Source organism: Nitratireductor sp. J20-h4, assembly GCF_056780505.1.
Genome location: NZ_CM165557.1, coordinates 2753141 through 2779402 on the forward strand (window position 1 = coordinate 2753141; position 26262 = coordinate 2779402).

The following is a 26262-nucleotide window of genomic DNA, read 5'->3' on the forward strand; positions in this document are numbered from 1 at the left end:
TGGCCCTTGCAGGGACGTGGTGTCCCGGCCGGGACACCACGATTGGGTATTCAGATCCGGCCGGAGGCCCCGGCAGGACAGGCTTGCCTCAGAAAAACGCCTGTAGGCCGGTCTGGGCGCGGCCCAGGATCAGCGCATGCACGTCGTGCGCGCCCTCATAGGTGTTGACCGTCTCCAGGTTCTGCGCGTGGCGCATGACGTGGTACTCGATCTGGATGCCGTTGCCGCCATGCATGTCGCGGGCGAGCCGGGCGATGTCGAGCGCCTTGCCGCAATTGTTGCGCTTGACGATCGAGATCATCTCCGGCGCCATGCGGCCTTCATCCATCAGCCGGCCGACGCGCAGCGAGCCCAGCAGCCCGAGCGAAATGTCGGTCTGCATGTCGGCGAGCTTCTTCTGGTATAGCTGCATGCCGGCGAGCGGCTTGCCGAACTGCTTGCGCTCCAGCCCATATTGCCGGGCGCGGAACCAGCAATCCTCGGCCGCTCCCATCGCGCCCCAGGAAATGCCGTAGCGCGCCCGATTGAGGCAGCCGAACGGCCCCTTCAGGCCCGACACGTTCGGCAACAACGCATCCTCGCCTACTTCGACGCCGTCCATGACGATTTCGCCGGTAATCGAGGCCCGCAGCGAAAGCTTGCCGCCGATCTTCGGTGCCGACAGCCCCTTCATGCCCTTTTCCAGCACGAAACCGCGGATCTGGTTGTCGTGCGCGGCCGACTTGGCCCACACGACGAAGACATCGGCGATCGGCGCGTTGGAGATCCACATCTTGGAGCCGGAAATCCGGTAGCCGCCGTCGATCTTGTCCGCCCGCGTCTTCATCCCGCCGGGATCGGATCCCGCATCGGGCTCGGTCAGGCCGAAGCAGCCAATATACTCGCCGGACGCCAGTTTGGGCAGATATTTCTTGTGCTGCTCGGGCGTGCCGTAGGCGTGAATGGGATACATTACCAGCGAGGACTGCACGCTCATCATCGAGCGATAGCCCGAATCGACACGCTCGATCTCGCGCGCCACCAGCCCGTAGGTGACGTAATTGGCGCCGAGACCGCCGAGGTCCTCGGGGATGGTGATGCCGAGCAGGCCCGCTTCGCCCATCTCGCGGAAGATCGCCGGATCGGTCTTTTCTTCCATGTAGGCGTCCTGCACGCGCGGCGCGAGCTTGTCGGCGGCGAACGCGGCCGCCGCATCACGCATCATGCGCTCGTCTTCGGTCAACTGGTCTTCAATCAGGAACGGATCGTTCCACACGAAGCTCGCCGGCTTTTGAGCGGACATAGTCAAACAACCTCCCGGTCTGGTCTGCTGGACAGGGCCGCAACCATGGGTGCCATTGAAGACCCTGCAAACGAAAAAGCCGCCTTTTCCAGCGGCATCGTCGACCATTGTAGACCCTCAGGCGATTTCACGCTAACAACTATTTCGGACCGGATGATGCATTTTTTCGATAGATGACGAGCATAAGAACCCGATGCGCCGCGCCTTTATCCCGACGGTTTCAGAGCTTCAGGCGTTTCGTGCCTGTGTTCGCTTCGGCACCACGATGCGCGCGGCCGATCATCTTGGCCTGACGCAGAGCTCGGTCAGCCGCTCGGTCGGGCAGCTGGAGGACAGGCTCGGCGTCCATCTGTTCCACCGCGTGCGCCAGCGCCTTGTGCTGTCGGATGCCGGCCGGCGCTTCCTGCGCGACGCCAACGCCATTCTCGACGACCTGCACGAGGCGGCGGTGCGCGTCATGGCCTTCGGCGGACAGGCCGACGTGCTGAGCCTTGCAGTGCTGCCGACCTTCGCCGACCGCTGGCTGATCCCGCGCCTCGGCCGCTTCCACAAGCTCGCCCCGCACGTCACCGTCGACATCGCCGTCCGGCTCGACCCGGTCGATCTGGAGGCCGAGCCCTTCGACGCGGCCATCCAGCGCGGGCCGGTCGACCAGGCGACCACCGGCATCGTGCCGCTGTTCGACGAGGAGCTGATCGTGGTGGCCGCGCCCACGCTGCTCGCCGGACGCCAATTTCTCGACGACGCCGAACTCGCCGCCCTGCCGCTTTTGCAGCAATCGACGCGGCCGACCCTGTGGCTGGAATGGTTCCAGGCCGCCGGCATCGACCCGCGCACCACCCTGCGCGGCCACCGCTTCGAGCAGTTCTCCATGCTGATCGAGGCCGCCGCCGCCGGGCTCGGCGTGGCGCTGGTGCCGCGCCTGCTGGTCGAAACCGAGCTCGAAAACGGCCGCCTGGCGCTCGCCTCGCAAAACGCGATCGCCGGCCAGCATCCCTATCGCCTCGCCTACCGGCCGGGCGGCGAGGAGCAGCCGGGCCTGCGCGAGTTCCTGTCCTGGATCGAGGATGAGAGGCGCGAGACGGGCTGAGGCGGTTCAGATCCGCAGCGCGTAGCGAATGCCGTCATAGATCGCGGCGTGCACGTTGCGCGCGGCGACCGCATCGCCGATCCGCGCCAGATCGAACGGCGCAGCCGCGTCCTTCATCGGAAACACCGTCCCGCCGCTGACAAGCCGTTCGTAGTCGACAGCGCCGCGATTGCGCGACAGCGGCTTGAGCGCCAGATAAAGCTCGTCGAGCGGCGCGGTGCCGTGTTCGGCCACCACCTGGTCGACCAGCCGCTCCTCGCGCCACTCGGGCGCGAAATCCGAGCCGAGCACGGCGGCAAGCTGGTTGCCCTCGCGGCGCACGGCCAGAAGCCTGGTGTTGATCGTCACCAGCACGCCGTGCCGGTGGAAAGCGCGCATATAGGGCACGTGGTTCATGCCGCCCATTTCCGGCGCGAAAAACCGTTCGGGCGAGACCAGTTCGACAGTTGCGCCCGACGAGGCGGCGAGTTCAGCGGCACTCATGCCCTGGTGGCCGCCATTGTCGTCATAGACGAGCACCGAACCGGCCGGCTTGGCCGCACCGGAAAGAATGTCCCAGCTCGTCGTCACCAGCTCCGCGCCCGCCTCAAGCGGCGGCGGCTGCGGCAGGCCGCCGGTCGCAATCAGCACCATCTGCGGGCAAAGCGCGGTGACGTCGTCCTGCTCGGCCCAGCAATCGTAGCGGATGTCGACGCCTAGCCGCTCGAGTTCGGCAAGCCGCCAGTCGACGATGCCGATCAGTTCGCGCCGGCGCGGGTTCTGCGCGGCAAGCCGCACCTGGCCGCCGGCCTGCGGCGCGGCTTCAAGCACCGTCACCGTGTGGCCGCGTTCGGCCGCCACCCGCGCCGCCTCCAGGCCGGCCGGTCCGGCGCCGACCACCACGACCCGTTTCAACGGCCCGTCGCTGCGCGTAATCACGTGCGGGATCGTCGCCTCGCGCCCGGTCGCCGCATTGTGGATGCACAGTGCCTCCCCGCCCTCGTAGATGCGGTCGAGACAATAAGTGGCGCCGACGCAGGGGCGGATGCGGTCCTCCTCGCCGGCCAGCACCTTTTTGACGATATGCGGATCGGCGATATGCGGCCGGGTCATGCCGACCATGTCGAGCTTGCCGGCCGCGATCGCGTGGCGCGCGGTGGCGACGTCGGCAATGCGGGCGGCATGAAAGACCGGAAATTTCGTCTCCGCCCGGACAGCGCCGGCGAAGTCGAGATGCGGCGCCGACGCCATGCCGCTGATCGGGATCACCCCGGTCAGCGCGGCGTCGGTCTCGATATGGCCGCGGATGATGTTGAGGAAGTCGACCTTGCCGCAGCCGGCGAGCCGGCGCGCGATTGCCATCCCCTCCTCGCGCGACAGCCCCTTTTGCCAGTCCTCGTCGGCGACCAGGCGCACGCCGACGACGAAATCCGGGCCGACGGCCGCGCGCACGGCCGCGATCACCTGAAAGGCGAAGCGCAGCCGGTTGTCGAGCGTCCCGCCGAACGCGTCCTCGCGCCGGTTCGTCGCCGGCGACCAGAACGAATCCATCAAATGGCCGTAGGCCTCGAACTCGATGCCGTCGAGCCCGGCCGCCTGCATCCTTTGCGCCGCGGCCGCATAGTCGGAAACGATGCGCTCGATGTCCCAGTCCTCGGCCTGTTTGGGAAAGGCGCGATGGGCCGGCTCGCGCACCGGCGAGGCCGACAGGACCGGCAGCCAGTCGCCCGTGTTCCAGCCCGTGCGCCGGCCGAGATGGGTGAGCTGGATCATCACCTTGCAGTCGTGTTCATGGCAGGCCTCGGTCAGTTCGGCCAGCCACGGCACGATCTCGTCGCGGAACGCGTGCAGATTGCCGAAGGCGGCCGGGCTGTCGCGCGACACCAGCGCCGAGCCGGCCGTCATGGTCAGCGCCATGCCGCCCCTGGCCTTTTCGGCATGGTAGAGCCGGTAGCGCGCCTTCGGCAGGCCGTCCTCGGAGTATGCCGGTTCGTGCGCGGTCGACATGACGCGGTTCTTCAGCGTCAGATGCTTGAGCCGATAGGGCTGGAGCAGCGGATCGTTGGTCATGGCATCACCGGAGGGTCAGTGTAGCGGCAGGCGGCGATAGCGGCCAGGCCGCACCGGGTCGTCGAAATGACTCATCGGACCGTTCTCGGAAAAATGCGCCGCCCAGCGTTTCATCGCCGCCGGGTCGAGCTCCACGCCGAGCCCCGGCCCTTCGGGAACCCGGACCGTATCGTTCTCTTGCCGGAACGGCCCGTCGCGAATGACGTCGCCGACCTGCCAGCGAAACAACGATTGCGAGGCTTCGGTGATCCACGGCGTCGCCGCCACCACGTGCAGATAGGCCGCCGTCATGATGCCGAGATCGTTGGAGTAGCACCAGAACCCCTTGCCCATCGCCTCGCAGGCGGCGATGAACTTCAGCGTCTTCGACAGCCCGCCCAGGGCGGCGAAATTGCATACGAACGTGTCGGGCGCACCGAGCGCCACCGCGCGGCGCAGGTCGGGCACGTGGGTGGAAAAGGGGATGGCCGAATGCTGGCGCAGCGCCGCCATCTCCTCGAACGTCGCGACCGGATCCTCGTAATTGCGGATATTGTACGGCTCGATCTCGCGCAGCACCCAGCGCGCGGTGGTCAGCGACCACTGCATGTTGGAATCGAGCTTGATCTGAACGGCCTCGCCCAGCGCCTCGCGCAGCATGCGCACGGTGCGGATTTCGAGCTGCGGATCGCCGAGGATCAGCTTGCCCTCGAAGATCGAGGCGCCGTGCTCGGCCCGCATCCTCAGGCAATAGTCGACGATCGCATCCGGGCTCATCTCGCCGCCGGCCCCGTCCTGAGCCGGGCGGAAGGCGAAATATTCCGAAAACGGGATTTCCTTGCGCACCGCGCCGCCGAGGAGCTTGTAGAGCGGCAGGCCGAACGCCTTGCCGCGAATGTCCCATAGCGCGAGTTCGACCGCGCCGAAGGCGACCGAGGCGGCGTTCTCGCCGGTATTGGCGGTGATCTGCCAGGGCGGCACGCAGCGCGCCTCGCAATCGGCGAGGTCGAGCGGATCGGCGCCGATCAAGGCCGGCGCGATCTCGGCCTTGATCACCTCGCCGAAATGCCACCACGGCGCCTCGCCGAGCCCGACCAGCCCCTGGTCGGTTTCCACCTCGACGATCGATTTCGACGCCCCGCCATAAAGCCCCGCCGTCCACCAGAACGGCGCATCGAAGGGTACGTTGACATGGGTGACGCGAATCTTGGTGATCTTCATTGGCCCGACCGTCCGCTCGCTTTCATCGCAGCATTGCCCCACGACCGGTCCGCAGCCTCCCATCCGGATAAGCGGGGCAAGATCGCGCGCCTTGTCGAGGGAGACGAAGATGCGGCTGGCTGCATCCTCAATACCACGCGTCTTCCATCGCCGCGTCCTTGCGCGCGATGAAGTCCCTGAGCGCCTCGTCCACCCCCGCGTCGAGGGGCGGCGCCTCGAATTCGGCAAGCCGCGTCTTCCACAGACGGTTGGCCCGCGTCGCGGTATCGTCGGCGCCTGCCGCCTCCCATTTCTCGAACGGATCGTTGTCGGCCGTCTCGCTGTCCCAGAACGCCGTCTGGTAGTTGGCCATGGTGTGCTGGCAGCCGAAGAAATGGCTGCCGGGCCCGACCTCGCGAAACGCGTCGAGGGCGAGCTGGTTATCGTCGATCACGACACCGTCGAGATAGGAATGCAGCGCGCCGCACAGGTCGGTGTCCATGACGAATTTTTCATAAGACATCGACAACAGCCCGTCGAGGAAGCCGGCCGAATGCAGGATGAAATTCGCCCCGCAATGGATCGCGGCCAGCATCGACATGGTCGATTCCGTCATCGCCTGCGCGTCGGGCAGCTTCGAGGTGGTGAAATTGCCCGAACATCTGAGCGGCAGCCCCAGCCGGCGGGCGAGTTGGCCGATCACCATCGAGCCGATCGCCGGTTCCGGCGTGCCGAAGGTCGGCGAGCCCGAGCGCAGCGACATCGACGACAGGAAATTGCCGAAGATCACCGGCGCGCCCGGCCGTTCGAGTTGGGCCAGCGCGCAACCGGCCATCGTCTCGGCCAGGGACTGGGCGATGGCGCCGGCATTGGTGACCGGACCCATCGCACCGCCGAGGATGAACGGCACGATCACCGTGCCCTGATTGGCGCGCGCATAGGCGCGCAGCACCCTGGTCATCGTGCCGTCCCACACCAGCGGCGAGTTGACGTTGAGATTGCCGAGGATGACGCAGTTTTCCTCCACGAACGGCGCGCCGAACAGCATGCGGCACATCTCGATCGAATCCTCGGCCCGTTCCTCGGCCGTGACCGAACCCATGAACGGACGGTCGGAATAGCGTATGTGGCTGTAGACCATCTCCAGGTGACGCTTGTTGACCGGCAGGTCGACCGGCTCGCAGATCGTGCCGCCGGAATGGTGCAGCCACGGCGAGGCCTGGCCGAGCTTGATGAAATTGCGGAAATCCTCAATCGTGCCGTAACGACGCCCCTGGTCGAGATCCATCACGAAGGGCGAGCCGTAAGACGGCGCGAACACGACCGCGTCGCCGCCGATCCGCACGGTCTTTTCCGGGTTTCTGGCATGCTGGGTAAAGCTCGACGGCGCGGTTTTCAGCACCTCGCGCAACAGGCCGGGCTCGAAGGTGACCCGCACGCCGTCGACACGCGCTCCCGCGCGCCGCCAATGGTCGAGCGCCGCCGGATCGTCGCGGAACTCGATGCCGATCTCGGCCAGGATCCGGTCGGCCGTGGCCTCGATGCGGGTGAGGTTTTCGTCCGACAGGATGTCGTAGGTGGGAATGTTGCGGATGATATAGGGCCGGCCGGGGCCCTGCCCGGCATGTTCCCGCTGCTCGCGCCGCGCGCTGCGTCCGCCGCGTTCGCGGCGCCCGCCGCCAGTGTTGACCCGTTTCGCCGCCGCCTCCATGGGACCTCCCGAACACAAGCAAGCAAAAGCAGGATCGAGGCTATCTGCGTCGCGGCCATTTGTGATGCTGGAAAATATTCAGTCTTTCTATAAGCTCCGATTATGCAAAGCCTGCGTCACCTGCTGCCGTCGGCCGGCAGCCTGATCGTCTTCGAGGCCGCGGGAAGGCTGGAAAGCTTCACCGCCGCCGGGCGCGAATTGGGGATGAGCCAGGCGGCCGTCTCCTACGCCATCCGCGGTCTAGAGGACCGGCTCGGCCTGCCGCTGTTCGAGCGGCGCCACCGTCAGGTGCGTCTCACCGAGGCGGGCAGCCATTTCTTCGCCGACGTATCGCTCGGCCTTTCCCACATCCGCAAATCGGCCGAGGATCTGCGCCTGGTCGCCAGCGGCGGCCATGTGACGCTATCGGCCTCGACCGCGTTCGCCTCGTTCTGGATGATGCCGCGCCTGCAGCTTTTCCGCGAGCAGGTGCCCGGCGTCGACCTCCGCATCCAGACGGCCGAGCGCGACCTCGACATCGTCACCGAGGGCATTCCGCTTGGCATTCGCGGCGGCGATCCCAAGGAATGGCCGCGCTACGAGGCGCTACCGCTGGCAAAGGAGGTGATCTTTCCCGTCGCAAGCCCCGCCTACGCCACCCGTTTCGGCGCGCCGAAAACGGTGGCCGAGCTGCACGCGCATCGCCTGATCCATCTGGAAGAGCCTTATCGCGAGGCCGCGAGCTGGACCGACTGGTTCCGCTCGGCCGGCTTCACCGGCCAGGTGGCGAGCCGCAGCCTTTTGATCAACGATTACGCGCTGGTCATCCAGGCGGTGATGGAAGGCCAGGGCATCGCGCTGGGATGGCAGCATCTGGCCGGGCGGCTGCTTGACAGCGGTCTGCTGGTGCGCGTCACCGACCATGCCATGGCGACCGGCAAACGGTTTTTCGTCGTCTGGCCGCGCGACCGCGAGCTCACCGACAATGCCCGCACGGTCCGCGACTGGCTGTTAAGTCAGGCCTGACTCCGGTCGGCAGCGATAAGATCGGCACCCCGCCCCCGCTGTCCTTGCCGGCGAATCCGGCTATAAGCGCGCCATGCCCATTCGCAAGCTGACCGACACGATGATCAACCAGGTCGCCGCCGGCGAGGTCATCGAGCGTCCGGCGAGCGTGGTCAAGGAACTGGTCGAAAACGCGCTGGACGCCGGCGCCGGCCGCATCGAGGTGACGACCGCCGGCGGCGGGCTCAACCTGATCCGCATCATCGACGATGGCAGCGGCATTCCCGAGGACGAACTGCCGCTCGCCGTGGCGCGCCACTGCACCTCCAAACTGTCCGACGACATCCACGACATCCGCTCGCTCGGCTTTCGCGGCGAGGCGCTGCCCTCGATCGGCGCCGTCGCCCGGCTCGTCATCCGTTCGCGCGTCCGCGGAACCGGCAGCGGCAGCGAAATCCGCGTCGAGGGCGGCTTTTTGAGCGGTCCGCAGCCGGCGGCGGCCAATCCCGGCACGATGGTCGAGGTGCGCGACCTGTTTTACGCCACCCCGGCCCGGCTGAAATTCATGAAGGGCGAACGCGCCGAAACCAGCGCCATCGCCGATATGGTCAAGCGCATCGCGGTCGCCTTCCCACAGGTCCGCTTCACCCTGACCAGCGGCGAGCGCACGCGTCTCGACCTGCCGGCCGAGGCGCCCGGCCCCAATGGCATGCGCGCCCGGCTCGCCCGCGTGCTGGGCGAGGAATTCGCCGACAACGCGCTTGCCGTCGAGGCCGAGCGCGAGGGAGTGCGCCTTTCGGCGCGGATTTCCATTCCCTCCTACAGCCGTGCCAACGCGCTGCACCAATTTGCCTATGTCAACGGCCGGCCGGTACGCGACCGCCAGGTTGCAGCGGCGATCCGCGCCGCCTATGCCGATGTGCTGCCGCGCGACCGGCACGCGGTCGCTGCCCTGTTCCTGACCCTCGACCCCGCCCTGGTCGACGTCAATGTCCACCCGGCCAAGGCCGACGTCCGCTTTCGCGATCCCGGTCTGATACGCGGTCTGATCATCGGCGCCATCCGTCAGAGCCTCGCCGAGGCCGGCATTCGTCCCGCCACCAGCGCGGCCAGCGACCTGGTCGACGCCTTTCGCCCGGGCATGGCCGCCGGCCGGCCGGTCACTGCCTGGCCCGGCCACGACGCGCCCGGCTCCTGGCAGCGTCCCTTTGCCTCGCCCGGATTCGACCCGGCGCGCTCGCCGCACCGACCGTTCGGCAGCGGCTTCGCCGAAGACGACCAGGCCGCGCTGTTTGCCACCGCCGCGCCCGGCGCCGATGCACGGGCCGGCGAGCCTGCCGCGCCGGCCGAATTGCTGCGCGCGCCGCTCGGAGCAGCCCGCGCGCAGGTGCACGAAAACTATATCGTCGCCCAGACCGCCGAATCGCTGGTCATCGTCGACCAGCACGCCGCGCATGAACGCCTGGTCTACGAAGCGCTGAAGACAGCGATCCACGCCCGTCCCCTGCCCGCCCAGCTGCTGCTGCTGCCGGAGATCGTCGACATGGCCGAGGACGACGCCGACCGGCTGGCCCGCCATGCCGACACGTTGCGCCATTTCGGGCTTGGCCTGGAACGTTTCGGCCCCGGGGCGGTGGCGGTGCGCGAGACGCCGGCCATGCTGGGCGAAACCGACACGGCCGCCCTTGTCCGCGACCTTGCCGACGAGATCGCCGAAAACGACACCGCCGACACGCTGAAGGCGCGCCTCGACCGCATCGCCGCGACCATGGCCTGCCACGGCTCGGTGCGCTCCGGCCGCCGCCTGAAGGCCGAGGAGATGAACGCGCTGCTGCGCCAGATGGAAGCGACCCCCGGCTCGGCGACCTGCAATCACGGCCGGCCGACCTATATCGAATTGAAACTGGCCGATATCGAGCGCCTGTTCGGCCGCCGCTGACGCGGTTTTGACCCCGGGTCGGTCGCAGATCGCCCGCGCCGGCTTGACCCGGCAGCCGAAATATGGCGCTTAGGTCGCACATCGCAACCAGGGAAGCGGACGATGAACCGGTTCGAAGGACCAGGCGCCAAGGAAGCGCGATTGCGCTATCTCGACGGAGACTTCCAGGTCACCAGCCCGGGATCCTTCGTGCGCTGCGCGGTGACCGGCGAGCCGATCCCGCTCGACGAGTTGCGCTACTGGAGCGTGGCGCGCCAGGAGGCCTATGTCAGCGCCACCGTCTCGCTCGGCCGCGAGATCGATCTCGACCCGGACCTGCGCCGCCGCGGCTGACCGCGCTCGGCATCACGCCACATTGCCAACACCCGATATGAACCGGCCCGGCGGCCGCTGGCGTCCGGCGCCCCTTACCCGTGCCGCGATACGCCGTGACGCCGGGTCTCATAGGCCTCAACCGTTGCCGCGACGATGCGCTGCGGCGCGTCGGCCGGCTCGAAGCCAAGCCCGATTTCCAAAACCGTAACGGTCGCGGCCAGGGCGCGCGCGGCGTCGGAGCCGGTGGCAAGCCGCACCGCATCCTTTTCGGTCGTGATCAGCTCGAGATCCTGTCCAGCCGCATCGGCGGCAAGGTCGGCGATTTCGTCCTCGGCGAAAACGTGATGATCGCCGAAACGGCGGCGATCGACGACGGTCCCGCCCGCCGCCTCGACGGTCAGGAAAAATTTGTCCGGATCGCCAATCCCGGCAAAGGCGAGGAACCGTCGCCCGCGCAGGGCACGGGCCCTTTTCGGTTTGACCGTCGCCGCGTAGACCGGCTTGCCGGCGCGTGAGGCCCGGCGGATGACCCCGGCCGCCTCGTCGCCATCGCCGACGGCGAGCACGGCGTCGGCAAACGCCATCTGCCGCACCACCGGCGCGCGCAGCGGACCGCCGGGCAGGATGTGGCCATTGCCGAGTCCGCGCCGCGCGTCGATGACGATCAGCGCGCAATCGATATGGATATGGGCGCTCTGGAAGCCGTCATCCATGATCAGGAAATCGCAGCCCCTGGCGATCAGCGCTCGCGCGCCCTCGGCCCGTTTCGGCGTTACGACGACCGGCGCATGTCTGGCCAGAAGCAGCGGCTCGTCGCCGACATGGCGCGCGGCGTCACGCTTGGCATCGACGAGATGGGTGTGCGCATTGGTTCCGCCATGGCCACGCGACAGAATGCCGGGCCTGTAGCCGGCACGCCTGGCCGCTCGCGCCATCGCGATCGCGGTCGGCGTCTTGCCGGCGCCGCCGACGGTCAGGTTGCCGACGCAAAGCACAGGCACGGCCACCTTCTCGCGCGGCGCATGCGCCATGCGCCTGCCGGCGACAAGCCCGTAGATCCAGGACACCGGGAAAAGCGCGCGCGCGCGCCAATCCGCTTTTTCCCACCAGAAAAGGGGGGCCTCGCTCGCCACTGTCAGCGCCTCCTGGCGCTCGCGTCCTCGAGCCGCGCCTTGACGATCAGCGGCTGGATATAGGGTTCAAGGGCACGCAAGGTGGTGGCAAGCGCGCCGCGCATGTCTTCCACGGCCGCGCGGCCGGCAACGATCATCTCGCGGCGCTTGCCTTCATTGTTGAGCAGGAAATTGACCGCGCCGGCCAGCATGTCGCGGTCGTGAACCAGCCGCGCGCCGCCGCGTTCGATCAGTTGCTGATAGGCGTCGCGGAAGTTCTGGACGTTCTTGCCCGAAAGCACGGCCGTGTCGAGCATCGCCGGTTCGAGCGGGTTCTGGCCGCCCTCGGCCATCAGCGAACGTCCGACAAAGGCGATTTCGGTCAGACGCAGATAGAGCCCCATCTCGCCGATCGTATCGCCCAGAAGGATGTCGGTGTCGGGCGTCACCGACTCGCCGCGGCTCCGACGGGCGACCTTGAGCCCCTTTTCGGCGAACAGTGCCAGCAAGGCGTCGGCGCGCTCGGGATGGCGCGGCACGATGATGGTCACAATATCGGGATGGCGCTTTTTCAAGAGCGCGTGGACGTCGGCGGCGATCGCCTCTTCGCCCTCATGGGTCGAAACCGCGGCCCAACTCGGACGCGCGCCGATATCGCCGCCCAGTTGCGCAAGGCACGCCTGATCGACCAGCGGCGGGTCGGTGTCGACCTTCAGATTGCCCGAAACCGTCACCGGCCGGGCGCCGAGCGCGGCGAAACGCTCGCCATCGACGTCCGATTGCGCCACGACGTGCGCCAGATTCTCCAGAAGCGCCTCGGCCAGATGGTTCCGCTTTTTCCAGGCCGCGAAGGATCGGTCCGAGAGACGGCCATTGACCAGCACCTGAGGAACCCGACGCGCGCCGAGCTCCAGAATGGTCATCGGCCAGATCTCCGATTCGGCGATGATGGCCAGGTCGGGCGACCAGTGCGACAGGAACCGGCTGACCGCCGGCTTCAGGTCGAGAGGTACATATTGATGGATCACCCTCTCGCCGAGCCGTTCCCTGACGACGCGCGCCGAGGTGACCGTGCCCGTGGTCATGACGACGCCGATGCCGTAACCCACGATGCGCTCGATCAGCGGGATCACGGCGTTGGTTTCGCCGACGCTGGCCGCATGCATCCACACGATCGGCCCGCGCGGGCGCACGACGCCGGTAAAGCCGTAGCGCTCGCGCCGGCGACCGGCCTCTTCCTTGCCCCGCGTCGAGCGCCACGCAACATAACCGCCGACCAGCGGATAGGCGGCGGCACCGGCCAACCGATAGGCCGACAGCAGCGTGCGTGCCCAGCGTTCGCTCATTGCCGTGCGCTGACCAGGCGGTAGGCCTCGGCGGTAACCGCGTTCAGCCCGGCGGTGATTTCACGGCGCTTGCGCTCCAGCTCGGCATCGTCGGCATCGGCAGGAACATGGATCGGATCGCCGAGCACCACGGCCTTGCGCCCGAACGGCAGATTGATGGTGGTCTTGTCCCAGCTGCTCTCGATCACCTTGCGGCGGCTGGTGGCAAGCGCGACCGGCACGACCGGACGGCCGGAAATCCGCCCCAGCATGACGATCCCCAGCCCCGCCTCGCGCGGCGTTCCATGTGGAATATCGGCGATCATGGCAACCGCCTTACCGCCGTCAAGCGCCTTTTTCAGGGCGAGCAGGGCCCGGACGCCGCCTTTTTCGAGCGTGCGCGCGCGGTCGCGTCCGCCCGAGCCGCGCACGATCTCGAAACCGAAACGTTCGGCGACCCGCGCGTTGAGCTCGGCGTCGCGGCTGCGCGAAAACAGCGCCGCCATCTCAGCGCCTTTCGGTTTCAGGCAAGGAGCCAGGATGTGCTGGCCGTGCCAGAAGGCGGCGATCCCGGGCGCATGCGCGTCGAAGGCGGAGCCGGGGTCGTGCGAGCCCTTCACAGTCTTGTTGGTGGCGTAGATAAGGCGCAGCGCGGCCCCGATCACCATCGCGATGCCGTCGAGCACGAAGGTCGAATTGGCGAGCGGCACCCGCACCTTGCGCCACAGTCTCTTGGTCATCGCCGGTCGCTTTCCCGCGCGCGGGGCCGACGCATCGTCAAGGCGACCCAAATGCTCATCCGTCATCGGATCCGTCCCGCTACCCGTCCGTCTCTGGATCGAGAAGACGATGCAGGTGGACAATGAAATAGCGCATATGCGCGTTGTCGACGGTGGCCTGCGCCTTGGCCCGCCAGGCCGCTTCCGCAGCCTTGTAGTTCGGATAGACCCCGACAATGTCGAGCGCGTCGAGATCGCGGAAATTGACGCCTTCGAGGGAATCGAGCTCACCGCCGAAAACCAGATGCAAAAGCTGCTTCTCGCCGGTGCCCTCAGCCATTTCCTTGCCCGCCATCATGTTCGAAATTCCGAATCTGCTTAAATCATTCATGCGCGGATGGAAACACACGCATTTCCGTTTACGTAAAGAGCGCGGGTCGATTCATTCGTTCGCCGCAACATTGAACGATCCAATCGTGTGTTCTCTCACGCACCCTGCGTGTCGATGGTCTTTGCAAGCGCCCGCACCAGATCGCCGCTGCCGGCGACCAGAGCACCATGGCGCACGTCCGCCCCGCCATAGATCGGCGCTTGTCCGTATTCGTTCAAGATCAGCCCGCCCGCCTCCGACAGGATGAGGTCGGCGGCTGCTAGGTCCCAATCGTGCGAATTTGGACCGACGAAGGTTGCATCGAGCCGGCCGCAGGCCAAAAGCGCGAGCCGGTAGGCGAGCGAGGGCACGTAGGAGGCCGGCGTTATGCCGGAGCGAAGCGGTTCGGCGACTGCGCCGACGAGGGTTTTCGGACCGCCGACCATGGCCGGTTCGCCGGGCTGCCTGACGGTTATGCCGCGCCCGTCCAGAAAGGCACCTTGCGCCGGGGTCGCCCAAAAGGTCTCGGACTTGGCCGGGCATTGCAGAACGCCGGCCAGCGGCTTGCCGTCCTCGATGACGGCGATGCTCACGCACCATGCGTCGCTGCCGGCCAGAAACCCGCGCGTCCCGTCGATCGGATCAACGACGAAGGTTCGCCGCGCATCGAGCCGCTCTGGCGAATCCTGTGTTTCTTCCGACAGCCAGCCATAGTCCGGCCGAGCCGCCGTCAGGGTCTCGCGCAGGAAACGGTCGACCTCGATGTCGGCCTCGCTGACCGGCGAGCGGCCGCCCTTGAGCCAGACGTCCGGATCCTTGCCGAAATAGCCGAGCGCGATCTGCCCGGCCTCTTCCGCCGCCTCGCGGATAAGATCGAGATCGGCGTCGTGAAGGCGGGCCCCAGGTTCAGTCTCCCGCAAGCGTCATTCCTTCGATCAAAAGGGTCGGCGCGGCGGTGCCGAAGTTTCGGTCGATGTCGTTTGCCGGAACCATGCGCATGAACATGTCCTTCAGATTGGACGCGATCGTGACTTCCGACACCGGATGCGTCAGTTCGCCGTTCTCGATCAGAAAACCCGACGCGCCGCGACTATATTCGCCCGTCACCATGTTGACGCCCTGCCCGAACACATCGGTGACGTAAAATCCGGATTTCACCGACGCGATCAGCTCCTGCGGCGCCACCTCGCCAGGCTCGATCGCCAGATTTGTCGAAGCCGGCGTAACCGAAGACCCCGAGCGCACGCCGCGCCCGTTGGTGCGAAGGCCGAGTTCGCGCGCGACCGCGGTCGACAGGAACCAATGCGCGAGCACGCCCTTGTCGACCATCACCAGGGTTTCGCCGGCAACCCCTTCGCCGTCGAAGGGACGCGAGGACGGCCCACGCACGCGGCGCGGCGCGTCGGTTACCGTAATCGCGGCCGCGGCCACGGGCTTGCCCATGCGGTCGCGCAGGAAACTGGTCTTGCGGGCCACCGCCGCGCCGTTGATGGCGCTCGCCAGGTGCCCGGCGATGCCGCGCGCCACGCGCGGGTCGCACACCACGGTGATCGGCCCGCTTCCGGCCTTGCGTGCACCGAGCCGGCGCACCGCGCGCTCGCCAGCCCGCCTGCCGATTTCCTCGGCGGGGTCGAGGTCGGACCAATGCAGCCGGGAAGAAAAATCGTAGTCGCGCTCCATCGCCGTGCCCTCGCCGGCGATCACGCTTGCCGCGCGCGAGAACCGTGTGGCGGCATAGTGCCCGAAAAACCCGTTCGAGGTCGCCAGCACCAGTCCGCCGAGACCGGCGCTGGCCGAACTGCCGCCCGAATTGGTCACGCCCTTGACCGCCAGCGCGGCTTCCTCGGCTGCCAGAGCGTCGGCGCGCAGTTGCTCGCTCGCCGGCTCGGCGGCATCCAGCAGATCGAGATCGGGAAACTCGGCTGTAAGCTCAGCCGGATCGGCAAGCCCCTGGAAAGGGTCTTCAGGCGAGGCCTTGGCCATGGCAACGGCACGCTCGGCGAGCACGGCAATATCGGCGCCGCTGCTGGCCGAAACGCTCGCTACGCGCCCGCCGACGAACACCCGCAGCGCGACGGCGTCATTTTCCGACGAATCGGTCGATTCCACCTTGCCGAGCCGCACCGAGACGCTGGACGAACGGCTTTGCATGACGACCGCATCGGCCGCGTCGGCTCCGGCGCGCCGGCCCGCTTCGACCAGCGCCGTGACGAGATCGCCGAGCTTTTCAGTATTCATGCGGTCTGACATACGCTATTTCCGGTGGGAAACCTCGCCATGTGGCGGGATCGGCCGCGACGCGGACAGGCTCCATCTATTGCGCCGCAGGCTCATGTGCAATGGCGCGCATCGCCGCGCTCGAACAATATCCGGGGAGATCCATGGCAGCCGAAGGCGCGACCTATTTCTCTCAGGCGCTTCTCCTGCTCGGCGGAGCGGTGATCGCCGCCCCGCTTTTCAAGCAGATCGGCCTGGCGACGGTTCTTGGCTATCTCGCCGCCGGCGTGGCGATCGGCCCGGTGGCGACCCTGATTGCCGGCGGCGAGGAACTGCTGCATGTCGCAGAGCTCGGCGTGGTGCTGTTGCTGTTCGTCATCGGACTGGAACTCAAGCCCTCGCGCCTGTGGGCGATGCGTCGCGACATTTTCGGCCTCGGGCTCAGCCAGGTGATGGTCACCGGTCTGGTCCTGACCGCGGTCACGCTGGCTTTCACCGATCTGGCCTGGCAACCCGCCACCATTGTCGGTTTCGCGCTCGCGCTGTCCTCGACCGCCTTTGCCATGCAGCTGCTTGAGGAACGCGGCGACACCAACCGCCATTACGGCCAGACATCGTTTTCCATCCTGCTGTTTCAGGATCTGGCGATCGTTCCGCTGCTGGCGCTGGTGCCGCTGTTTGCGCCCGGCGGCAACGAAACCGGCCGCACCGGCCTCGAACAATTCGCGATCGCGGTGGTCGCGGTCGTGGCTCTGCTTGCCGCCGGGCGCTATCTGCTCAACCCGCTGTTTCGCATCATCGCCAATACCGGCGCCAAGGAAGCGATGATCGCGGCCGCCCTGTTCGTCGTGCTCGGCGCCGCCGCGCTGATGCAGTTCGCCGGCCTGTCGATGGCGATGGGCGCCTTCATCGCCGGGGTGATGCTGGCCGAATCGTCCTATCGCCACGAGCTGGAAGCCGATATCGAGCCGTTTCGCGGCATCCTGATCGCACTGTTCTTCATGGCGGTCGGCCTGTCGCTGCAGCTCGACGTCATTCTGGAAAACTGGCTGACGATCATCGTTTCCGTTCCCATTCTGATGGCGATCAAAGGCATTTGCATCTATGCGCTGTGCCGGCTTTTCGGGTCGCCGCACGCCGCCTCCGTACGGGTTAGCCTGCTGCTGCCGCAGGGCGGCGAGTTCGGCTTCGTCATCTTCTCGGCCGCCGCATCGGCTTCGATCTTCCCCGAGACCACCGCCTCCCTGCTGATCTCGATCGTGACGCTATCGATGGTGCTGACGCCGATCGCCGCCGGGCTGTCGCGCTGGCTCATTCCCGCCGAGGAGGCCGAAACCATGGAGGAGGATTTCGACGGCGCCGGCTCCGACGTGCTGATGATCGGTTTTTCGCGCTTCGGCCAGATCGCCGCGCAGATCCTGCTGTCGGGCGGCCGCGACGTCACCATCATCGACCATTCCGCCAACCGGGTGCGCGCGGTGGAAAAGTTCGGTTTCCGTATCTATTTCGGCGACGGATGCCGCAAGGACGTTCTTGAGGCAGCCGGCATTCGCCACACCAAGATCGTCGCGATCTGTACCAGGGAGAAGGAGACGACCGACCGGATCGTCGACCTGATCCAGATGGAATACCCCCACGCCAAGCTCTATGTGCGGTCCTACGACCGAACGCACGCACTTGAACTGCGCGCCAAGGGGGTCGACTACGAACTGCGCGAAACCTTCGAGTCCGGGCTCCTGTTCGGTCGCCGGACCCTGGAGGCCCTGGGTTTCGACGAGGAAACCGTCGCCGGGATCGGCGAAGACGTGCGGCGCCGTGATGAGGAGCGCCTGGCGATCCAGGCGGTCGAAGGCCTTTATGCCGGCAATCACATGTTGAAGACCCGGCCGATGACCCCCGAACCGCTGATCAAGCCGACCCGGGAAGCGCGGCGCATCGACAGGGATGTCGAGGCGACCGGCAACACCGAAAAAGCCCGGTAAGCTCCTCCTTGACCTCATTCCTGCTGGAGCCCGACCGGATGATCGCATTTTCACGTGCCCGCGCCTTCGCCCGGACAAGGCCCGAGAACCAGGCGGGCCCGGCATGATCGTCGAACCGGAAACGGAGTCGCCGCCGCCGGCCCAGGCCAAGTTCACGACGGGATCGACGATGCGCCACGTCGTGGTGATGACGGCCACCGGGTCGGTCGGGCTGGTGTCGATCTTTCTCGTCGACGCGCTCAACCTGTTCTACATCTCCCTGCTCGGCGTCCAAGAACTTGCCGCCGCGATCGGCTTTGCCTCGACGCTGATGTTCTTCACCGTTTCGGTCGGCATCGGGTTGACGATCGCCACCTCGGCGCTGGTTTCGCGCGCTCTCGGACGCGGCTCGCGCGACGACGCGGCCGCCGCCGGCGGCGCCGCGCTCGTCTACATGGCCGCCACGCTCGGGCTGATGACGGCGGCCGCCTGGCCGTTCCTGCGCGAACTGCTCAGCCTTCTCGGCGCGGAGGGCAGAACCCTCGACATGGCGACGCGCTTCCTGCAGATCGTGCTGCCATCGGCGCCGATCGTCGGCGTCGGCATGGCGCTGACGGGCGTCTTGCGCGGCACCGGCGACGCCCGCCGCGCCATGTACGTGACGCTAGCAAGCGGGTTCGCCGCCGCGATCCTCGATCCGCTATTGATCTTCGGCTTCGGGCTCGGCCTCGACGGCGCCGCCATTTCCACGGTTCTGTCGCGTATGGTGATGATCGTTGTCGGCCTGCACGGCGCCCAGGTCGTGCACGGACTGATCCGCTGGCCGGACCGCGCCCGCTTCATGGCGACCGCGCGGCCGTTCTTCTCGATCGGCATTCCAGCCGTTCTCACCCAGATCGCGACACCGGTCGGCAACGCCTATGTCACCGGCGTCATCTCCCGCTTCGGCGACGAGGCGGTGGCCGGCTGGGCCATTGTCGGACGCCTGATTCCCGTCGCCTTCGGCGCCATTTTCTCGCTCTCCGGCGCGGTCGGCCCGATCCTCGGTCAGAATTACGGCGCCCGGCGTTTCGACCGGCTCTACGAGACCATGCGCAGCAGCCTGATCGTCACGGTGGTTTATGTGCTGTTTGCCTGGGCGTTGCTTGCGCTGTTGCGCGATCACATCGCCGCCCTGTTCAACGCGCAGGGCGGCGCGCGCGATCTGGTGGTGTTTTTCTGCCTGTTCGCGGCCGGTAGCTTCCTGTTCAACGGCGCGCTGTTCGTGGCCAATGCCGCCTTCAACAATCTCGGTTACCCGAGCTATTCGACGGTCTTCAACTGGGGCCGCTCGACGCTTGGCGTCATCCCGTTCGTGTGGGCCGGAGCGCATTTCTACGGCGCGGAGGGCGTGATCGCCGGCTGGGGCCTGGGCGCGGTTATGTTCGGCCTGGCGGCGGTGGTGGTGTGTTTCCGGGTGGTGCGCCGTATCGCCGACGATCCGCCCCCCGAACCGCCCCTGCCCGGTCCGCCGCCAGCCGGCCAGTCGCCGTTTTCGACCGGCAAGGCATCGACCGCGGGATAAGGTCGCCTATTCGGCCGGTATCTTCTCCAGTGACGCCACGGCCACGTCCACCGCGCGCTTCAGTTCGTCCTTGATCGAAATCGTGTCGGCCATGACGGCGTCGATCTTGAGAAAGTCGAGCACCCGGAATCGCGAAACCGGCGGCCGCAGCAGGATCGCCGGCCGCGACGATTGCAGCTTCAGCGCGATGATCGACTGCATCATCAATTGCGTGGCGCCGAACATCAGGTCGATCGAGTTGGGCATCTTGGTGGCTTCCGGCGCCGGCGCGCCGACCACGTCGATGCCGATCACGATATCGGCCAGGCCCTCGACCAGGTCGAACGGCACCGGATTGTAGATACCGCCATCGATCAGGATGCGCCCGTCGCGCCGCACCGGCCGGAACACGGCCGGTATCGCCGCCGACGCGGCAAGCGCGGAATTGAGCTCGCCGGTATCGAACACGGCCAGGTCATGACGATAATAATCGGTTGCCGTGACCTTGAGCGGTATTTCCAGTTCCTCGAACGTGGCCGGGATCGCGTCGGGCAGGAAGGATTTCAGGATGCGTTCGACGTTGAACTGACTGACACGAAAGCCGCCCGACACGAACTCGGCGAAACTGCCCGGCCGTGCGCGCCACATCCGCGTGGCGACCTCGGAGCGGCGGCCGAGAATGGAACGGGCATAGTCGTGGATGTCGCGCCCGCTCATGCCTGACGCCATGCCGGCGCCCATGATCGCGCCGATCGAGGAGCCGCTGATCGCGCTCGGCCGGATGCCGAGTTCGTCGAGCGCCTCGATCACGTGGATATGGGCAAGGCCGCGCGCGCCACCGCCGCCGAAGGCGACCGCGAACGTGGGACCACTGCCGGCGCTGCCGCGCTCGCCCCCTTTATCCCGCACTGCTCAGTCCTCCTTGTCCGTACCCGCCGCCGGTCCCACGATCATCACCGCCGGTTCGGCCGAGAGCAAGCGTTTGGCCACCTCTTTTACCGCGTCGAGGTCGACCGCGTCGATCAGCGCCTCGCGCCGTTCGATATAGTCGATACCGAGATCCTCTACCTGAAGGTCGACCAGCGTGCGCGCGATCGCCATCGAGGTGTCGAGATTGCCGATCGCGTAGGCGCCTTTCACATAGGCCTTGGCGTCCGCGAGCTCCTGCTCGCTCGGTCCGTTCTCGGCCATCTCTTTGACCACGTCACGGATGACGGCAAGCGTTTCGGCGGCACGGTCGGCCCTGGTCGACGTCCCGATCATCAATGCGGATGAATAGTCGCGGTTCATGATCCCCGAGCCGATCCCATAGGCCAGGCCGCGCTTTTCGCGCACCTCGGTGAACAATCGCGACGAAAACGTGCCCCCGCCCAGAACGTGGTTCATCAGATAGGCGGCGAAGAATGCCGGGTCGTCGCGCGCCAGGCCGGGATAGGCCAGGCGGAGCGATGCCTGCGGCACGTCGAAATCGAGCGCGATGCGCTGATTGAGTTTCGGGTCGACCTGCTTGACCGGCGCAAGCTGCGAGGCGGCCGGCAACGCGCCGAACACACGGTCAAGCTCGCCTTTGAGTGTCTCGGCATCGATCGCCCCGACCACGCCCACGACCAGATTGTCGCGCGCAAACAGGCGGCCATGAAACGCCGTCAGATCGTCGGCGCTCAGCCCGGCCAGCGTTTCGGCCGTGCCCTCGCTGCGCCGCGCATAGGGATGTTCGCCATAGATCGCGCTGGTCCAGGCAATATCCGCGCGCGTTCCGGGGTCGCGCTCGCGCGCCTTGAGCCGTGCGATCAGTTGGGCGCGGATGCGTGTTAGCGGCTCCGCGTCGAAACGCGGCCTGTTGACGGCGAGCGCCAGCAGTTCGAACGCCGCGGCCCGTTCCTCGGCCAGCATGCGCATCGACCCGTAAAACGCATCGGTGCCCGAACTGAACGACATCTCCGCGCCGCTGGCGTCGAGCCTTTCCTGAAACGCCTTGCGTTCGAGATCGCCGGCACCCTCGTCGAACAGGCCGCTCATCAGCTGCGCCAGGCCTTCCTTGCCGGCCGGGTCCTGGGTGCTGCCGCCCTCGAAGGCGAAGCGGATCGAGATCAGCGGCACGGAATAGTCTTCCACCAGCCAGGCGGTGATGCCCTTGTCGCTGACCACTTTCTGGATTTCGACCGCCGCGCGGGCCGGCGCGATCGCGATGAAGGCGCTCACCAGCAAGGCGACACAGGCGGCAAGCGCCACGGCCGGGCGCAACGGTGCCGCGGTGAGGATCGGTTTTTGCATCGGACGGAAAAACATCACGGGCGTGTCTCCTCGAGCGGCAACAGATAACCGGCCACCGACCGGTCAGGCACCAGATAGCGTTGCGCGACGGCCTGCAGCTGCTGCGCCGTGACCGCCTCGATACGCTCGGGCCATTTTGCGATGTCCTCTATCGTGCCGCCCGTGGTCAGGGTCGCGCCATAGATATGCGCCATGCCGCGCTGACTGTCGCGCGCGAAGATCAGCGAACGGACATAACGCTTCTTGGCGGCGGCAAGTTCGTCCTCGCTCACCCCCTCCTCGGCGATCCGCGCGATTTCGGCGTCCAGCGCCTTCTCGACCTCCGCAATCGTCGCTCCGCCGCGCGGCCGGCCGTAAATCTCGAAGCTAGTATCGTCGAGGGCGTCCGACTGGTAGTAGGCGCCCACCGACGAGGCGATTGCCTGCTCGACCACCAGCGCCTCATAGGCGCGGCTGCGCACGCCGCCGCCGAGGATTTCCGACAGAAGGTCGAGCGCCTCGGCCTCGCCGGAAGCCCCGGTGGCATAGGACGGCACCACCCAGGCCTTGCGGAAGGAGGGCTGCGACACGCGCGCATCGTTCAGCGTCACGGTACGCCTGGTATTTTGTTCCGGTTCTCGCGGCCGCAGTCGCGCCGGCAGCGCCGCACCCCGCGCGACCTTGCCGTAAGTCTGTTCGGCAAGCGTGCGCACCCGCTCGGCCGAGACGTCGCCGGCCACCACCAGCACCGCGTTGTTGGGCGCGTAATAGCGCTCATAAAAGGCGATCGCATCGGTCCGGTTCAGCGCCTCGATCTCGTGCATCCAGCCGATCACGGGAACGCCGTAGGGATGGTTCTGGTACAGCGTGGCGTTGACTTCCTCGCCGAGCAGGCCGCCCGGTTCGTTTTCCACCCGCGAGCCGCGCTCTTCCAGGATGACGTCGCGCTCCGGCGCGATGACCGCCTCGGTCAGGACGAGGTTGCGCATGCGGTCGGCCTCATAGGCCATCATCGTCTGTAGCGCCTCGGGCGTCACCTGCTGGAAATAGGCGGTATAGTCGTAGGAGGTGAAGGCGTTTTCCTGGCCGCCGATCTCCGCGACGCGGCGTGAGAATTCGCCCGGCGCATGATTGGTCGTGCCCTTGAACATCAGATGCTCGAAGAAATGGGCGATGCCGGACTTGCCCGGCGCCTCGTCGGCGCTGCCGACCTTGTACCACAGCATGTGCGTGACGATCGGCGCCCGGCGATCGGGTATGACGACGATTTCAAGCCCGTTGTCGAGCACGAACCGGCTGACCGCCGATTGCCCGTCCGGTTTCGGTCCGGTCGCCGACGGGGCGGCACTGGCGGCGGAAAGCATAATTGCGCCCGACATGACGGCAGCGGCCGCCAATCGAAAACGAAACCGGACGTCAGGCATGGTCGATCACCTCGGCAGTGGATTTGTCCCGCGCAGCGTAACGCAACGCGGCTATGGTCTGAACGCAAGCGCCGATGAACTCTTCGGCATCGGCCGCGCGCATACGGCGCTCACGCGAGGAGCATGAACCGGAGGATCGTGTCGCCAAAATGGCGCTCTTCGACAATCTTCAGACCGGCAGGCGGCGCAAAGGCGGCCGACGCGGCCTCTTCCAGCACCACCAGCGCATCGGGCTTGAGCCAGCCGCCGGCAAGCGCGGCGGCGATCGCGCGCTCGCCCAGGCCCTTGCCGTAGGGCGGATCGGCAAAGACCAGATCGAAGGGCATGATCGTGCCCGCGTCGCCGAGCCGCGCGGCATCGCGGCGGAATATCTTGGTGCGCCCCTGCAACCCGAAGCTTTCGACATTGGCGCGGATCAGGGCGCGCGCCGCGGCGGCCTCCTCCACGAACAGGCAAAAGCCGGCGCCCCGCGACAGCGCCTCCAGGCCGAGCGCGCCGGTGCCGGCGAAAAGGTCGAGCACACGCGCGCCTTCGGGCTGGCCGGAAAATCGGTGGGCGAGAATGTTGAACAAGGCCTCCCGGGCGCGGTCGCTCGTCGGCCGGATGGCATCCGAGCGCGGCGTGCTCAGGGCCCGACCGCGGAATTCACCGCCCACGATCCGCATCAGCGTCCTTTCGGCTTCGCCCGCGGACCGGCCTTGCGCGGGCCGCCGCCGGGCTTGCCGGAAAAGCCGCCGGGCTTACCGCCCCTGCCGGCCGCGCCGCCCGGTTTTGCGCCGGGCCTGCCTGCCGGCTTGCCCCCAGCGCCGGCCTTCCCCGCCGGACGGGGCTTGCCGGTATTGCCCTTGCCGGCGAAATCCCTGCGCGGGCCAGCGGGCTTGCCGTCATGGCGGCCACCTTCGGCCTTGCCCCGCCCCTCGCTTTTGTCGCGCTCGGGCCGCGCATAGGGCTTGCGCGGGGCATCGCCGCGCCCTTCGCCTTTGTCGCGCTCGGGCCGTGCATAAGGCTTGCGCGGAGCCTCGCCGCGCCCTTCGCCTTTGTCGCGCTCGGGCCGTGCATAAGGCTTGCGCGGGGCATCGCCGCGCCCTTCGCCCTTGTCGCGGTCGGGTCGCGCATAGGGCTTGCGCGGGCCGTCGCCGCGTCCCTCGCCTTTGTCGCGGTCGGGCCGTGCATAAGGCTTGCGCGGAGCCTCGCCGCGCCCTTCGCCCTTGTCGCGGTCGGGTCGTGCATAAGGCTTGCGCGTGGCATCGCCACGTCCTTCGCCCTTGTCGCGGTCGGGCCGCGCATAAGGCTTGCGCGGGGCCTCGCCGCGCCCTTCGCCCTTGTCGCGGTCGGGCCGCGCATAGGGTTTGCGCGGAGCCTCGCCGCGAGCGCCCTTCCGCTCCCGCGCCGGTTCGGTCTGGTCGTCCGCCTTGGCCTTGCCGGGCGGTCGGGCGCCAGGCGCCATCCACACATTGGCCGAGCGGGCGCGACGCGGTTCGGCCGTCTTCTTGGCCCCGAAATCCTTTCGTTGCGGCTTGGTGTCGAGCCGCGACAGCGCGCCCTCCCGGCGATCGTCGCGCGACCGGCGCTTCGACTTGATCAGACCGCCCTCGCCGGGCTCCAGCGGCTCGCGGCGCCGGCGCTCGCCCTGCGCGGCCTGATCGCGCGCGGGCCGGGCCGGCGACGCGGCGACGGGACTGTTGGAAAAAGGCGTGACGACCGGCGCATCGAAATTGGCGCCGGCCTCCTCGATAAGCCGTTCGCCGAGCTGATCGCGCAGGGTCTTGCCCTTGACCTCCAAGACCGCGCCTTCGGCGAGGTCGGCAAGCTGGAAGGGGCCGAAGGAGATGCGGATAAGCCGCGTCACCTCCAGGCCGAGCGACCCGAGCACGTTCTTGACCTCGCGATTCTTGCCCTCGCGCAGGCCGATGCTGAGCCAGGCATTGCTGCCCTGCTGGCGTTCCAGCGTGGCGTCGATGGAGCCATAGAAAACCCCGTCAACGGCGATGCCGTCGGCAAGCGACTTCAAGCCCGCCTCGTCGACCGTGCCGTGCACGCGCACCCGGTAGCGTCGCAACCAGCCCGTCGACGGCAATTCCAGCGTCCGCGCGAGCCCGCCATCATTGGTCAGAAGCAGCAGCCCCTCGGTATTGATGTCGAGCCGGCCGACCGTGATCAGGCGCGGCAGATCCTTGGGCAGGGCGTCGAAAATCGTCTCGCGGCCTTCCGGATCGCGATTGGTGGTGACCAGGCCGGCAGGCTTGTGGAACAGAAAAAGCCGCGTGCGCTCCACCGCCGGGATCGGCTGGCCGTCGAGGTCGATCCGGTCCGCCGGTCCGACATTGATCGCGGGACTGTCGAGCACCCGGCCATTGACCGCCACGCGCCCGGCCGCAATCAGCATTTCGGCCTCGCGCCGCGACGCGATGCCCGCGCGGGCGAGGCGCTTGGCGATCCGCTCGCCGGCCTCGCGTTCTACTTCCGGCGCGCCACGTCCAAACGTCTTCGCCCGCTTGGCGAATCCCGGCTTGGCGCCCGCCCTGTCCCCGCCGGCACCGGGTTTGCGATCCTGGCCGCGCGGGCCGCGGCCCGGCTTGTCATCCTTCGACATGGTCTTGTCTTGTCTTTCTTGTTGCCTGCACGTGACCGAAAGCGGCCACCGACATGGGGCCGTCTCATCGAAACCCGATCATGTTCTGCCCGTCGCCGGGACGCGATCTTTTTGCGAAACGCCCGTGTGTCCGTCCGTTGGCTCTGGCGTCGGCCGTCCCGCGCGGCTAACTATCAGCAAGCCCGAGGGCATGCGA

General features: G+C 67.2%; 22 protein-coding genes. 7 read left to right on the plus strand and 15 right to left on the minus strand.

The genetic code is table 11. From position 1 onward, the window contains the following. Window positions 1–88 precede the first annotated feature (88 nt). Window positions 89–1282 (minus strand): acyl-CoA dehydrogenase, encoded by a 1194-nt coding sequence (locus tag ACT2B0_RS13425; protein ID WP_473465695.1) that lies wholly within the window; start codon window positions 1280–1282, stop codon window positions 89–91. A gap of 193 nt (window positions 1283–1475) precedes the next feature. Between ACT2B0_RS13425 and ACT2B0_RS13430 the strand changes: the two genes are divergently transcribed. Then, the gene (locus ACT2B0_RS13430; RefSeq protein WP_473465697.1) at window positions 1476–2372 is read left to right on the plus strand and encodes a LysR substrate-binding domain-containing protein; all 897 of its coding nucleotides are present in this window, start codon (window positions 1476–1478) and stop codon (window positions 2370–2372) included. A gap of 6 nt (window positions 2373–2378) precedes the next feature. Here the strand turns inward: ACT2B0_RS13430 and ACT2B0_RS13435 are convergent, their stop codons facing one another. From ACT2B0_RS13435 to ACT2B0_RS13445, 3 genes are all read right to left on the minus strand, one after another. Next, window positions 2379–4421, minus strand: coding sequence for an oxidoreductase (locus ACT2B0_RS13435; RefSeq protein ID WP_473465700.1), 2043 nt, complete (start codon window positions 4419–4421; stop codon window positions 2379–2381). Between the two features lie 15 nt (window positions 4422–4436). Continuing rightward, entirely contained in the window at window positions 4437–5621 is a 1185-nt protein-coding gene (locus ACT2B0_RS13440) for a mandelate racemase/muconate lactonizing enzyme family protein (RefSeq protein ID WP_473465702.1), read from the minus strand. A gap of 127 nt (window positions 5622–5748) precedes the next feature. Continuing rightward, window positions 5749–7311 carry a trimethylamine methyltransferase family protein gene (locus ACT2B0_RS13445; protein WP_473465704.1) on the minus strand — a complete coding sequence of 521 codons (1563 nt, stop codon included), beginning with the start codon at window positions 7309–7311 and terminating at the stop codon, window positions 5749–5751. 102 nt (window positions 7312–7413) lie between these two features. On the opposite strand from ACT2B0_RS13445, the gene ACT2B0_RS13450 reads away from it, so the two are divergent. The 3 genes from ACT2B0_RS13450 (at window position 7414) to ACT2B0_RS13460 (ending at window position 10567) form a co-directional block, all read left to right on the plus strand. After that, window positions 7414–8316, plus strand: coding sequence for a LysR substrate-binding domain-containing protein (locus ACT2B0_RS13450; RefSeq protein WP_473465707.1), 903 nt, complete (start codon window positions 7414–7416; stop codon window positions 8314–8316). 73 nt (window positions 8317–8389) lie between these two features. Next, window positions 8390–10234: a DNA mismatch repair endonuclease MutL gene (gene mutL, locus ACT2B0_RS13455; protein ID WP_473465710.1), complete on the plus strand. Its 1845-nt coding sequence runs from the start codon at window positions 8390–8392 to the stop codon at window positions 10232–10234. Between the two features lie 102 nt (window positions 10235–10336). After that, complete coding sequence (locus tag ACT2B0_RS13460) at window positions 10337–10567, plus strand: DUF2093 domain-containing protein (protein WP_156714852.1); 231 nt, start codon at window positions 10337–10339, stop codon at window positions 10565–10567. A gap of 74 nt (window positions 10568–10641) precedes the next feature. Here ACT2B0_RS13460 and lpxK read toward each other — a convergent pair whose 3' ends face one another. From lpxK to ACT2B0_RS13490, 6 genes are all read right to left on the minus strand, one after another. Next, window positions 10642–11682, minus strand: a complete 1041-nt coding sequence (gene lpxK, locus ACT2B0_RS13465) for a tetraacyldisaccharide 4'-kinase (RefSeq protein WP_473465713.1) — start codon at window positions 11680–11682, stop codon at window positions 10642–10644. 2 nt (window positions 11683–11684) lie between these two features. Continuing rightward, on the minus strand, window positions 11685–13007 hold the full coding sequence (gene waaA / locus ACT2B0_RS13470) for a lipid IV(A) 3-deoxy-D-manno-octulosonic acid transferase (RefSeq protein ID WP_473465716.1): 1323 nt from the start codon (window positions 13005–13007) through the stop codon (window positions 11685–11687). Next, the gene (locus ACT2B0_RS13475; RefSeq protein ID WP_473465719.1) at window positions 13004–13726 is read right to left on the minus strand and encodes a lysophospholipid acyltransferase family protein; all 723 of its coding nucleotides are present in this window, start codon (window positions 13724–13726) and stop codon (window positions 13004–13006) included. The genes waaA and ACT2B0_RS13475 overlap by 4 nt, the downstream gene beginning before the upstream one ends. Before the next feature lie 79 nt (window positions 13727–13805). Next, window positions 13806–14045, minus strand: a complete 240-nt coding sequence (locus tag ACT2B0_RS13480) for a DUF4170 domain-containing protein (protein WP_473465991.1) — start codon at window positions 14043–14045, stop codon at window positions 13806–13808. 146 nt (window positions 14046–14191) lie between these two features. Next, window positions 14192–14995, minus strand: a complete 804-nt coding sequence (locus ACT2B0_RS13485) for a 3'(2'),5'-bisphosphate nucleotidase CysQ (RefSeq protein ID WP_473465722.1) — start codon at window positions 14993–14995, stop codon at window positions 14192–14194. Continuing rightward, complete coding sequence (locus ACT2B0_RS13490; protein WP_473465724.1) at window positions 14982–16325, minus strand: TldD/PmbA family protein; 1344 nt, start codon at window positions 16323–16325, stop codon at window positions 14982–14984. Before ACT2B0_RS13490 ends, ACT2B0_RS13485 begins: the two co-directional genes overlap by 14 nt. 131 nt (window positions 16326–16456) lie before the next feature. Between ACT2B0_RS13490 and ACT2B0_RS13495 the strand changes: the two genes are divergently transcribed. Continuing rightward, window positions 16457–18274 (plus strand): monovalent cation:proton antiporter-2 (CPA2) family protein, encoded by a 1818-nt coding sequence (locus ACT2B0_RS13495; protein WP_473465726.1) that lies wholly within the window; start codon window positions 16457–16459, stop codon window positions 18272–18274. A 103-nt stretch (window positions 18275–18377) separates the two neighbouring features. After that, on the plus strand, window positions 18378–19817 hold the full coding sequence (locus ACT2B0_RS13500; protein ID WP_473465728.1) for an MATE family efflux transporter: 1440 nt from the start codon (window positions 18378–18380) through the stop codon (window positions 19815–19817). Between the two features lie 6 nt (window positions 19818–19823). Here the strand turns inward: ACT2B0_RS13500 and ACT2B0_RS13505 are convergent, their stop codons facing one another. The 3 genes from ACT2B0_RS13505 to ACT2B0_RS13515 are packed head-to-tail and all read right to left on the minus strand — an operon-like array spanning window position 19824 to window position 23413. Continuing rightward, window positions 19824–20705, minus strand: coding sequence for a patatin-like phospholipase family protein (locus ACT2B0_RS13505; protein ID WP_473465731.1), 882 nt, complete (start codon window positions 20703–20705; stop codon window positions 19824–19826). A 3-nt stretch (window positions 20706–20708) separates the two neighbouring features. Further along, window positions 20709–22085, minus strand: coding sequence for a M16 family metallopeptidase (locus ACT2B0_RS13510; RefSeq protein ID WP_473465994.1), 1377 nt, complete (start codon window positions 22083–22085; stop codon window positions 20709–20711). Next, window positions 22085–23413 (minus strand): M16 family metallopeptidase, encoded by a 1329-nt coding sequence (locus tag ACT2B0_RS13515; RefSeq protein ID WP_473465996.1) that lies wholly within the window; start codon window positions 23411–23413, stop codon window positions 22085–22087. Before ACT2B0_RS13515 ends, ACT2B0_RS13510 begins: the two co-directional genes overlap by 1 nt. Between ACT2B0_RS13515 and ACT2B0_RS13520 the strand changes: the two genes are divergently transcribed. Continuing rightward, entirely contained in the window at window positions 23307–23600 is a 294-nt protein-coding gene (locus ACT2B0_RS13520; RefSeq protein WP_473466228.1) for a hypothetical protein, read from the plus strand. The two genes, ACT2B0_RS13515 and ACT2B0_RS13520, sit on opposite strands and share 107 nt — an antisense overlap. Here the strand turns inward: ACT2B0_RS13520 and rsmD are convergent. Both rsmD and ACT2B0_RS13530 read right to left on the minus strand, forming a co-directional pair. Beyond that, a complete protein-coding gene (rsmD, locus tag ACT2B0_RS13525; protein WP_473465734.1) occupies window positions 23584–24138 on the minus strand; it encodes a 16S rRNA (guanine(966)-N(2))-methyltransferase RsmD in 555 nt (184 codons plus the stop codon). The genes ACT2B0_RS13520 and rsmD overlap by 17 nt on opposite strands. Then, window positions 24138–26066: a pseudouridine synthase gene (locus tag ACT2B0_RS13530; protein WP_473465736.1), complete on the minus strand. Its 1929-nt coding sequence runs from the start codon at window positions 26064–26066 to the stop codon at window positions 24138–24140. The genes rsmD and ACT2B0_RS13530 overlap by 1 nt, the downstream gene beginning before the upstream one ends. Window positions 26067–26262: the final 196 nt, after the last annotated feature.

What these genes read in the sequence shown, in the direction of transcription:
- ACT2B0_RS13425 (WP_473465695.1), bottom strand. Translation starts at nt 1,282, where the DNA reads ATGTCCGCTCAAAAGCCGGCGAGCTTCGTGTGGAACGATCCGTTCCTG.
- ACT2B0_RS13430 (WP_473465697.1), top strand. Translation starts at nt 1,476, where the DNA reads ATGCGCCGCGCCTTTATCCCGACGGTTTCAGAGCTTCAGGCGTTTCGT.
- ACT2B0_RS13435 (WP_473465700.1), bottom strand. Translation starts at nt 4,421, where the DNA reads ATGACCAACGATCCGCTGCTCCAGCCCTATCGGCTCAAGCATCTGACG.
- ACT2B0_RS13440 (WP_473465702.1), bottom strand. Translation starts at nt 5,621, where the DNA reads ATGAAGATCACCAAGATTCGCGTCACCCATGTCAACGTACCCTTCGAT.
- ACT2B0_RS13445 (WP_473465704.1), bottom strand. Translation starts at nt 7,311, where the DNA reads ATGGAGGCGGCGGCGAAACGGGTCAACACTGGCGGCGGGCGCCGCGAA.
- ACT2B0_RS13450 (WP_473465707.1), top strand. Translation starts at nt 7,414, where the DNA reads ATGCAAAGCCTGCGTCACCTGCTGCCGTCGGCCGGCAGCCTGATCGTC.
- mutL (WP_473465710.1), top strand. Translation starts at nt 8,390, where the DNA reads ATGCCCATTCGCAAGCTGACCGACACGATGATCAACCAGGTCGCCGCC.
- ACT2B0_RS13460 (WP_156714852.1), top strand. Translation starts at nt 10,337, where the DNA reads ATGAACCGGTTCGAAGGACCAGGCGCCAAGGAAGCGCGATTGCGCTAT.
- waaA (WP_473465716.1), bottom strand. Translation starts at nt 13,007, where the DNA reads ATGAGCGAACGCTGGGCACGCACGCTGCTGTCGGCCTATCGGTTGGCC.
- ACT2B0_RS13475 (WP_473465719.1), bottom strand. Translation starts at nt 13,726, where the DNA reads ATGACCAAGAGACTGTGGCGCAAGGTGCGGGTGCCGCTCGCCAATTCG.
- ACT2B0_RS13480 (WP_473465991.1), bottom strand. Translation starts at nt 14,045, where the DNA reads ATGGCTGAGGGCACCGGCGAGAAGCAGCTTTTGCATCTGGTTTTCGGC.
- ACT2B0_RS13490 (WP_473465724.1), bottom strand. Translation starts at nt 16,325, where the DNA reads ATGTCAGACCGCATGAATACTGAAAAGCTCGGCGATCTCGTCACGGCG.
- ACT2B0_RS13495 (WP_473465726.1), top strand. Translation starts at nt 16,457, where the DNA reads ATGGCAGCCGAAGGCGCGACCTATTTCTCTCAGGCGCTTCTCCTGCTC.
- ACT2B0_RS13500 (WP_473465728.1), top strand. Translation starts at nt 18,378, where the DNA reads ATGATCGTCGAACCGGAAACGGAGTCGCCGCCGCCGGCCCAGGCCAAG.
- ACT2B0_RS13510 (WP_473465994.1), bottom strand. Translation starts at nt 22,085, where the DNA reads ATGTTTTTCCGTCCGATGCAAAAACCGATCCTCACCGCGGCACCGTTG.
- ACT2B0_RS13520 (WP_473466228.1), top strand. Translation starts at nt 23,307, where the DNA reads ATGACGACGATTTCAAGCCCGTTGTCGAGCACGAACCGGCTGACCGCC.
- ACT2B0_RS13515 (WP_473465996.1), bottom strand. Translation starts at nt 23,413, where the DNA reads ATGCTTTCCGCCGCCAGTGCCGCCCCGTCGGCGACCGGACCGAAACCG.
- rsmD (WP_473465734.1), bottom strand. Translation starts at nt 24,138, where the DNA reads ATGCGGATCGTGGGCGGTGAATTCCGCGGTCGGGCCCTGAGCACGCCG.
- ACT2B0_RS13530 (WP_473465736.1), bottom strand. Translation starts at nt 26,066, where the DNA reads ATGTCGAAGGATGACAAGCCGGGCCGCGGCCCGCGCGGCCAGGATCGC.